The following is an 8,086-nucleotide window of genomic DNA, read 5'->3' as shown; positions in this document are numbered from 1 at the left end:
CATGGACGAGTACCCGGACGCGGTGTCGATCGGCGAGGTGTGGGTCAACGACAACATCCGCTTCGGTGTGCCGCCCGGAGCCGGGCACCGCGCAGGCCCATTACTTCGGCCCCGTCCAGGCGCACGGTGCCGGAGGTGGCGGGGATCAGTCCCAGCACCATGCGGGCCGTCGTGGTCTTGCCGGAACCGGATTCGCCGACGATGGCGGTGGTGCGGCCCCGGCCGATGGTGAACGAGACGTCGTCGACGGCCCGCAGGTTCCCCCTACGGCCGCGCATGCGGTACTCCTTGGCGAGGTGTGAAACCTCCAGAACCGGGGCGTCGTCGGTGACGGTTGTCTCGAAATCCACACTGGACGAGCGGGTCTCGGGCGACGCGCCCACCGTCGGTAGCGCCACGATGCGCGCGGGCGCGGCGGCCCCCCCCCCCCCCGCTTCGGGCGGATCACAGCGTGATCGGGTCTCCGACGACGTAATCCGCCGCGTCCGCTCCCGGGGAGGTTCCCTCGATGATGGTGTAGGACTGGACGGTCAGGGGGCCGCCGCAGCCGTCGACCTTCAGTTGGTAGTCGTTGCTGACGATGTAGCCGGTGTCGCCTGTGGGCAGTTGCTTGCCGTCACCGTCGATCTTGATGTCGGTGATCTTGCCGGGGGTGATGGTGAGGTTGAAGCCGATGGTGCCGCCGATGGTGGGTTCGATGTTCACGCTCGCGGTCGGTGTGACCGTCTCCAGTCCGGCCGAGACGCCGAGGTCGGCGTTCAAGGTCACGCCCGCGGTGCCGGCGATGGTGAACTTCACGTCCAGATCCACCGCGCAGGCGGCGAAGTATCCGGTGCGGATCTTGGCGGTGCCGCCGGTGACCTTGCCGTAAGACGTGTGGCTCAGGTACACCTCCCGGCTGGTCGGCATCCCGTTCAAGGGCGGGACCACGTGGTACGAGGCGTCCTGATTGCCGACCGTGACCGACAACCCGTTCGGTGCGACGGTCGTCTTCTCGTGCGGCGCCAGCCCCCCGTCCGCATGGGCGATGCCTCCGGTCGCCACTCCTCCGAGCAGCCCCGCGGCGGTAATGGCACCGGCGACAGCGGTCTTGATGTTCATGGTGAGTCCTCCCCGACTCTCGATGCGGAGCCCGTTCGGCCCGCTGAGATGAAAGTTAGGGAAAAGGCGCAGAGCCCAGCGAAAGCCTTTCTCCGAGTCCGGCACAAAACCCCTGATCGCCGGTACCGCAGCGGTTATCCGGTCCGGCCGCAGCGGAATCGAGGCGGATCGAGCCGCCTGTCCGGACCGGTCGGGGTGGTATCGCGGGGTGGTCCGCCGCGGTTGCCGTCCGATCCGGCTGTCGCGCAGGTCAACACATCTTTTCCGTCCGGACCGGACAAATCCGAGACTCAGGGATGGGATCGGGGTGTTTCCGGATGTCGGGTGTCGGGTGGGCGTGCCAGTATCGGAGGCATGTATCCGGCCGCGCCCTTGTATGACCCTGCCCGCGGGGCGGTCACGTCGGTGACCACGCCCAAGCTGGTGCGGCGGACGGGTGGGCGGATCGTGGGTGGGGTGGCGGGTGGGGTCGCCGATCATCTCGGGGTCGACGTCTTCAAGGTGCGGGTTGTCTTCGTGCTGCTGGCCGCGTTGGCGGGGGCCGGGATCGTGGCCTACGGCATGCTGTGGATCTTCACGCCGGGCGGGAGCGACGCGACTCCGCCGACGCAGTCCGAGCGGCGGCAGGGCATCGGGTTGGCGTTGCTGGGCATGGCCCTGTCGGTCGCCACCGCCTGGGTGATCAAGGGAACGGCCGCGCAGGTGGTGGGGCCGATCCTGGTGGTCGCCATCGGCGCGGCGCTGGTGTGGCGCGAATTCGACGCGGACGGGCCGAGATCGGTGCTCGGGCTGCCGACCAAACCGTCGGTGGTCACGTGGGCACGGATTGTCGGCGGGGCCACCCTCATCGTGGTGGGGCTCGGCGTGGTGGTGCTGGGGCGGATCAATCTCAGCTCGCTCGGGTCGGCGTTGCTGGCGGTGGCCGTCACCCTGGTCGGGGCGGGGCTGCTGACCGTGCCGCTGTGGCTGCGCATGATGCGGGCGCTGAATTCCGAACGCGCGGCGCGGATTCGCAATGACGAACGCGAGGAGATCGCCTCGCATCTGCACGACTCGGTGCTGCAGACACTGGCTTTGATCCAGCGGCAGGCCGACGACCCGCAGGAAGTGGTGCGGCTGGCCCGCAGCCAGGAGCGCGAGCTCCGCAAATGGCTGTTCGAGGACACCGGTCCGGCGCAGTCGAGCCTGGCCGCGGCGCTGCGCACCATCGCCGGTGAGGTGGAGGATCAGCACGGGGTGAAGGTCACGCCGGTCACCGTCGGCGATGTGTCGATGGATGTCGACGACAGCGGAATCGGGCTGCCCAAGGAACATTTCACCGCGGTGCTCGGGGCCTCGCGGGAGGCGCTGGTCAATGCCGCCAAGCACGCCGGGGTGCCGACCATCGACCTGTACGCCGAGGTGGAGCCGCACCAGGTGAGCGTGTTCGTGCGCGATCGCGGCAAGGGATTCGACCCGGATACGGTGTCCAAGGATCGCCAAGGCGTGTCCAAATCCATTCACGGGCGCATCGAACGCCGCGGCGGGCACGTGGAACTGAAGTCGAAACCCGGCAGCGGGACCGAGGTGCGAATCTTCATGCCGCGCAAGGATGGTGGTGACGAGCGGCTGGTGGTGCAGCAGGATGTGGGTGTGCCGGTGTCAGGTGAGGAGAACTAGGTGAGTGTCCGGGTCTTTCTGGTCGACGACCATGCCGTGTTCCGGTCGGGGGTGCGGGCCGAGCTGAGCCGCGAAACCGATATGGAGGTGGTCGGCGAGGCGGGCGGCGTCGCCGAGGCCATCGCCGGGATCAAGGCCACCACACCGGATGTGGTGCTGCTGGACGTGCACATGCCCGACGGCGGCGGGGTCGCGGTGCTGGGCGGCATCGATCCAGGGCCGGTGTGCCTGGCGCTCAGTGTGTCCGACGCGGCCGAGGACGTGATCGCGGTGATCCGGGCGGGCGCGCGCGGCTATGTCACCAAGACCATCTCCGGTCCCGAACTGGCCGACGGCATTCGGCGGGTCTCCGGCGGGGACGCGGTGTTCTCCCCACGCCTGGCCGGATTCGTACTGGACTCCTTCACCGGCAAATCACCGGTGCCCGAACCGCCATTGGATCCGGAACTGGATTCGCTCACCCCGCGCGAACTGGAGGTGCTGCGGCTGCTGGCACGCGGCTACACCTACCGCGAGATCGCCGAAACCCTGTTCATCTCGGTGAAAACCGTGGAGACACACGCCTCCAACGTGCTGCGCAAGACCCAGCAGTCCAACCGGAACGCCCTGACCCGCTGGGCGCACCGGCGTCGTATCGACTGAAAGTCCTTACAGCACAACCAGGATCACGATGATGATCAGCAGGCCGATGAGCAGGCCGATCGCCACCGCGAGTGGGCCCGCGTTCGGGCCCAGCGCGCTGAAGTCGAAGCCCTTCGACTTCGGTTGCGGGGCAGCCGGAGCCGCCGCCTGGGCGCGCTGCGGGCGGGGCAGCGGGCTGGAGAGCGGGCTGCGCAGTCCGGCCGCCGAGTTGCGGGCCGCCCACGCCGGAATGGTGCCGTCCTCGGTGCGGACCGGGGCCTTCAGGATGTAGGGCGCGGTGCCGGGACCGAAAGCGGCGGTGAGGATCTCGTTGCGCGCCTCGGTCATGGTGGGACGGCGCTGCGGGGCCGGTTCCATCATGTGCAACAGGACCTCGGTGAGCGGGCCGCTGCGGGCGGGCGGAATCACCTGCGCCATGGCGGCGCGCTCGACGATGACATTGCTGTCCTCGTCGAAACCGTAGGGCGGCTGGCCCTCGATGGCGGTGTACAGCGTTGCGCCGAGCGAGAATACGTCGGAGGCCGTGGTCGGGCGCGCGCCGCGGGCGACCTCCGGCGGCAGGTATGCGGGGGTGCCGGTGATGACGTCGCCGATCTCCTCGGTGGCGTCGTTGGCGCCGCTCGAGATGCCGAAGTCCGACAGTTTCACCATGCCGACCTCGTCGCCGCGATCGGCGACCAGGATATTGCCGGGCTTGATGTCGCGGTGCACGATGCCCGCCGAATGCGCGGTGGCGAGCGCGTCGGCCACCTGCGCCCCGATCTGCGCCACCTCGATCGGCGAGAGCCGATCCACCAGCGCAAGGGCTTTGGCCACACTGCGCGAGGGCAGGTACTCCATCACCAGCCAGGGTTCACCGGCCTCGAGCACCACGTCGTACACGGCGATGGCGTGCTCGTGCGACAGCTTGGCCGCCACCCGGCCCTCGTGCATGATCCGGCTGCGCACCTCCTGCGCCTCTTCCTCGCTGAGGCCCGCGGTGGTGAGCACCTGTTTGATGGCGACGTCCCGGTGCAGCAGCCGATCCGTCGCCAGCCATACGGCGCCCATGCCGCCGCCGCCGAGCTTCGACTGCAGACGGTAGCGGCCGGCCACCAGATAATCGGGGCCGACAATGGGACGGGCGCGTTCGGTCACGGGTGCAGGGTAGCGGAAAACCATCCTGACTGGCCTGGTTCGAAACCTGAGGTTTGCTGGCCATCCCCGCCCGGACCTGCACCCTTGCCCCAGACCCATACGGACACAGCGCGTTTCGCTTCCCGGCCGGGGCGTCGGGGGAGCGGCGATTTTCTCACCGCCCTACCGACGTTCCGGACGAAACGACCGGAGGGTGTTTCAGTGGTCGGTCGGGCGGTGGGCGTGCAGGGCCGCCGACAGCCAGTGGAAGGCGGGGGCGCTCGGCTGCCCGGGGCCGTGGCCGTTGATCAGGCTCAGCAGTTCCCAGTAGCGCTCGACTCTCGGCTCGGCGACGGCTTCGAGCCATTCGGTGAAGGAAATCAATTCTCGGACAGGCAGATCCGAGGGCACGATGCGATCGAGAACGGCCCGGCCCGCCGCGGTCTCCGGCTCGATGCCGGAGGCGAGCGCGCCACCCGCGTACTCGAGGATCAGCGGTCGGACATTGAGGCCGAACTCGATCCGGTTGTCCGTGGCCCAGAGCCGGACCAGTTGCCGCATCATCCGTTCGAAGTCCTGGTCGGAGACCAGTTCCGCCAGCTCGAGCCAGGCGGCGGACTGCTCGGCCGCGGGGTGGTCGGGGAGGGGCGCGGGCAACTCGCGCATGAATCCGGCGAGGACGAGGGTGTCCTCGTCGGTGATGTCGGTGAAGACCCGGCTCACGAAATCGTCGATCAGCTTTCCGATCGTGGCGAGGTCGGGGTGTGACTCCTCGTACATGGGTATCAACCTGCCTCCTCCACCCCCGGCGAGGTCAAGCCGATTTCGGGTGAGGTGGGCGGCACTCGCCGCGCGCCTCTTGACGCGTCCTGCGACTCGAGTTCTACTATCGAACATACTTTCGATTATGTCAGGTAGCTAGGGCTGTGCTGGCTGTGTGGTTCCGAGGGTGGTTTCCCGTCGACTGAGAGAGGTGGTCACTGGATGGGTGCGGCTGCGGAGGCCAAGCTCGAGCAATTGGCGGAGTTGCGGCGGCGGATGGCCGCGGTACCCGCGCGAGGTGCGGAGGCCACGGCGCACGTGCCGGTCGCCGCGGAGCCGCGGCGGGAGGCGCTGCCGGTGCCCGCCGCGCTCGAAAACCTGTTGCCCGACGGTGGATTGGCGAAGGGGTCGGTGGTCGTCTACAACGGCGCCGGATCGCTGATCGCCGGACTGCTGGCCGCCGTGACGGGTGCGGGCGGGCATGCCGCCGTGGTCGGCATGCCGCGCCTGGGTTTGCTGGCCGCCGCCGAAATGGGCGCCCGGCTCGACCGGTTGGCCGTGGTCCCGGACCCCGGGCCCGACCCGCTCGAAGTTGCCTCCGTATTGCTGGATGGCCTGGACCTGGTGGTTCTCGGCCTGAACGGGCTCGCCGTCCCGATGTCGCGCACCCGCGTCCTCGCCGCCCGCGCCCGCAGCAAGAACTCCACCCTCATGGTCACCAACGGCTCCTGGTCCGGCTCCGCCCTGCACATCGACACCCGCGTCACCGGCTACGACGGCCTCGGCCGCGGCTGCGGCCGCCTGCGCACCGTCCGCCTCGACGTCTCCGTCCGCGGCCGCGCCGCCCAACCCCGCTCCGGCCACCTGACCCTCAGCCCGACCACCGGGCGCGTCGAGTGGATCACCACCCCCGCCGCGCCCCGCCCCGCCGCCACTCCGCTCCGCCCGTCCCGCCATGCCGCGTCCTGACCACGCTCGCGGCCGGGCGAGACAGTTTGCGGCACAGCGGACTTCCCGTGTCCGCCGGTGAAGACGCGGCGGGTGTTGGTGGTGTGGTGCATGGATTGGCCCGCGGTGGCGGCTGCCGCCGAGGCGGGGGTGGGGGCCGATCGGGCGGTGGCGGTGATCGGGAACAACCGGGTGGTGGCGTGTACGGCCGTGGCTCGGGCGGAGGGGATTCGGCGGGGGTTGCGGAAGCGGGAGGCGCAGGGGCGGTGTCCGGATTTGCTGGTGGCGGTGGAGGATCCGGATCGGGACGCGCGGCTGTTCGAACCGGTGGTGGCGGCCGTCGACGCGACCGTGCCGGGGGTGGAGGTGTTGCGGCCGGGGATGCTGGCGTTGTCGGCGCGCGGGGCGGCGCGGTTCTTCGGGTCCGAGGAGGGCGCCGCCGAGCGGTTGGTGGACGCGGTGGCGGCGGTGGGGGTGGAGTGCCAGATCGGGATCGCCGACGAGTTGTCCACGGCGGTGTTCGCGGCGCGGCGCGCCACCCTGGTGCCACCCGGGAAGGGGGCGGAATTCCTTGCGCCGATGCCGGTTTCGGAGTTGGCGGTGGAGCCGGTGCTGGCCGCGCCGCAGCGGGTGGAACTGGTGGATCTGCTGCACCGGCTGGGGTTGCGGCGCATCGGCGACTTCGCGGCGCTCACTCCCGCGGAGGTGTCGTCGCGGTTCGGCGCGGACGCGATTCTCGCGCACCGCTGTGCTCGCGCGGTCCCGGAGCGGCCGCCCGCCGCCCGCCTGCCCGCCGCGGACCTGACCGTCGAACACCGCTGCGATCCCCCGATCGAGCGCGTCGACATGGCCGCCTTCGCCGGGCGCATGCTCGCCGCCGAACTGCACACCCGGCTGGCCGCCGCCGCGGTGGCCTGCACCCGCCTGGTCATCCACGCCGAAACCGAGGCGGGCGACCAGTTTTCCCGCATCTGGCGCTGCGCGGAACCGCTCACCCCGGACAGCACCGCCGACCGCATCCGCTGGCAACTCGACGGCTGGCTGACCCGCCGCGCCCTGGACCGCGGCCGGGCATACCGTGCGAAATCGGATCGGGCTGAACCGGATCCGTTCGATGACGATGCTGGGCCGAACGCGGCCATCACCCTGCTGCGCCTGGAGCCGATCGAGGTGGTGTCGGCCGGTGCGCTGCAACTGGGGCTGTGGGGTGGCGTCGGCGAGGACGAGGAGCGGGCGCGGCGCGCGCTGATCCGGGTGCAGAGTCTGCTGGGCGGGGACGCCGTGCGCCTGGGTGTGCTCAGCGGCGGGCGCGGTCCGGGGGAGCGCATCACCATGGTCACCCTCGGTGACGAGCCGGTGCCCGCCAACGATCCGGCCCAGCCGTGGCCGGGCCGGTTACCGGAACCGGCCCCGGCGCTGGTGCTCACCAATCATCCGAAGGTGAGGCTGGAGGCCGCCGACGGTTCCCCGGTCTGGGTGAGCGAGCGCGGCCTGTTCACCGCCGATCCCGCGCATCTGCACTGGGGCAGCAGTTCCTGGCGGCTGACCGGCTGGGCGGGACCGTGGCCGGTGGACGACCGTTGGTGGACACACCGTTTCGAGCACGGCTTCGCCGCCCGCGCCCAGGTGCAACTGGATGCCGAGGACACCACCCGCCTGCGCGCGTTGCTGTTGCTCGGCTACAACCGGACCTGGCATGTGGAGGGGCTCTACGAGTAGCGCTCAGATGCCCAGCGGCAGATGCAGATCCATCATGTCCGGCCACAGCTCCGACCAGGGATGCACCGGCCCCCGGCAGTACGAGATGGCGATGCCGCTGTTCACGCCGGGGAATCCGTTGGTGACGTTCAGATGCCCG

General features: G+C 70.0%; 7 protein-coding genes and 1 pseudogene. 4 read left to right on the top strand and 4 right to left on the bottom strand.

The window, feature by feature from the left end; translation table 11 throughout:
- Positions 1–101: 101 nt before the first annotated feature.
- Positions 102–305, bottom strand: a pseudogene (locus tag ACWELQ_RS30460) (ATP-binding cassette domain-containing protein); the annotation flags it as partial.
- A gap of 139 nt (positions 306–444) precedes the next feature.
- Positions 445–1,101: an MspA family porin gene (locus tag ACWELQ_RS30455; protein WP_452400478.1), complete on the bottom strand. Its 657-nt coding sequence runs from the start codon at positions 1,099–1,101 to the stop codon at positions 445–447.
- Between the two features lie 354 nt (positions 1,102–1,455).
- Here ACWELQ_RS30455 and ACWELQ_RS30450 point away from each other — a divergent pair, with 354 nt between their 5' ends.
- A complete protein-coding gene (locus ACWELQ_RS30450) occupies positions 1,456–2,760 on the top strand; it encodes an ATP-binding protein (RefSeq protein ID WP_452400477.1) in 1,305 nt (434 codons plus the stop codon).
- Positions 2,761–3,402 carry a response regulator gene (locus ACWELQ_RS30445; RefSeq protein WP_452400476.1) on the top strand — a complete coding sequence of 214 codons (642 nt, stop codon included), beginning with the start codon at positions 2,761–2,763 and terminating at the stop codon, positions 3,400–3,402.
- Between the two features lie 6 nt (positions 3,403–3,408).
- Here ACWELQ_RS30445 and ACWELQ_RS30440 read toward each other — a convergent pair whose 3' ends face one another.
- Positions 3,409–4,563 (bottom strand): serine/threonine-protein kinase, encoded by a 1,155-nt coding sequence (locus ACWELQ_RS30440; RefSeq protein ID WP_452400475.1) that lies wholly within the window; start codon positions 4,561–4,563, stop codon positions 3,409–3,411.
- Positions 4,564–4,737: 174 nt separating this feature from the next.
- On the bottom strand, positions 4,738–5,298 hold the full coding sequence (locus ACWELQ_RS30435) for a hypothetical protein (protein ID WP_452400474.1): 561 nt from the start codon (positions 5,296–5,298) through the stop codon (positions 4,738–4,740).
- 204 nt (positions 5,299–5,502) lie between these two features.
- Between ACWELQ_RS30435 and ACWELQ_RS30430 the strand changes: the two genes are divergently transcribed.
- Both ACWELQ_RS30430 and ACWELQ_RS30425 read left to right on the top strand, forming a co-directional pair.
- Entirely contained in the window at positions 5,503–6,249 is a 747-nt protein-coding gene (locus ACWELQ_RS30430; RefSeq protein ID WP_452400473.1) for a hypothetical protein, read from the top strand.
- A 90-nt stretch (positions 6,250–6,339) separates the two neighbouring features.
- A complete protein-coding gene (locus tag ACWELQ_RS30425; protein WP_452400472.1) occupies positions 6,340–7,947 on the top strand; it encodes a DNA polymerase Y family protein in 1,608 nt (535 codons plus the stop codon).
- Positions 7,948–8,086 lie beyond the last annotated feature (139 nt).

This window comes from Nocardia sp. NPDC004722 (assembly GCF_053601505.1).
This window is presented reverse-complemented; position numbering and strand designations above follow the sequence as displayed.

Excerpts from the sequence above, each read along its gene's own strand:
- ACWELQ_RS30455 (WP_452400478.1), bottom strand. The coding sequence starts at position 1,101 with ATGAACATCAAGACCGCTGTCGCCGGTGCCATTACCGCCGCGGGGCTG.
- ACWELQ_RS30450 (WP_452400477.1), top strand. The coding sequence starts at position 1,456 with ATGTATCCGGCCGCGCCCTTGTATGACCCTGCCCGCGGGGCGGTCACG.
- ACWELQ_RS30440 (WP_452400475.1), bottom strand. The coding sequence starts at position 4,563 with ATGGTTTTCCGCTACCCTGCACCCGTGACCGAACGCGCCCGTCCCATT.
- ACWELQ_RS30435 (WP_452400474.1), bottom strand. The coding sequence starts at position 5,298 with ATGTACGAGGAGTCACACCCCGACCTCGCCACGATCGGAAAGCTGATC.
- ACWELQ_RS30430 (WP_452400473.1), top strand. The coding sequence starts at position 5,503 with ATGGGTGCGGCTGCGGAGGCCAAGCTCGAGCAATTGGCGGAGTTGCGG.
- ACWELQ_RS30425 (WP_452400472.1), top strand. The coding sequence starts at position 6,340 with ATGGATTGGCCCGCGGTGGCGGCTGCCGCCGAGGCGGGGGTGGGGGCC.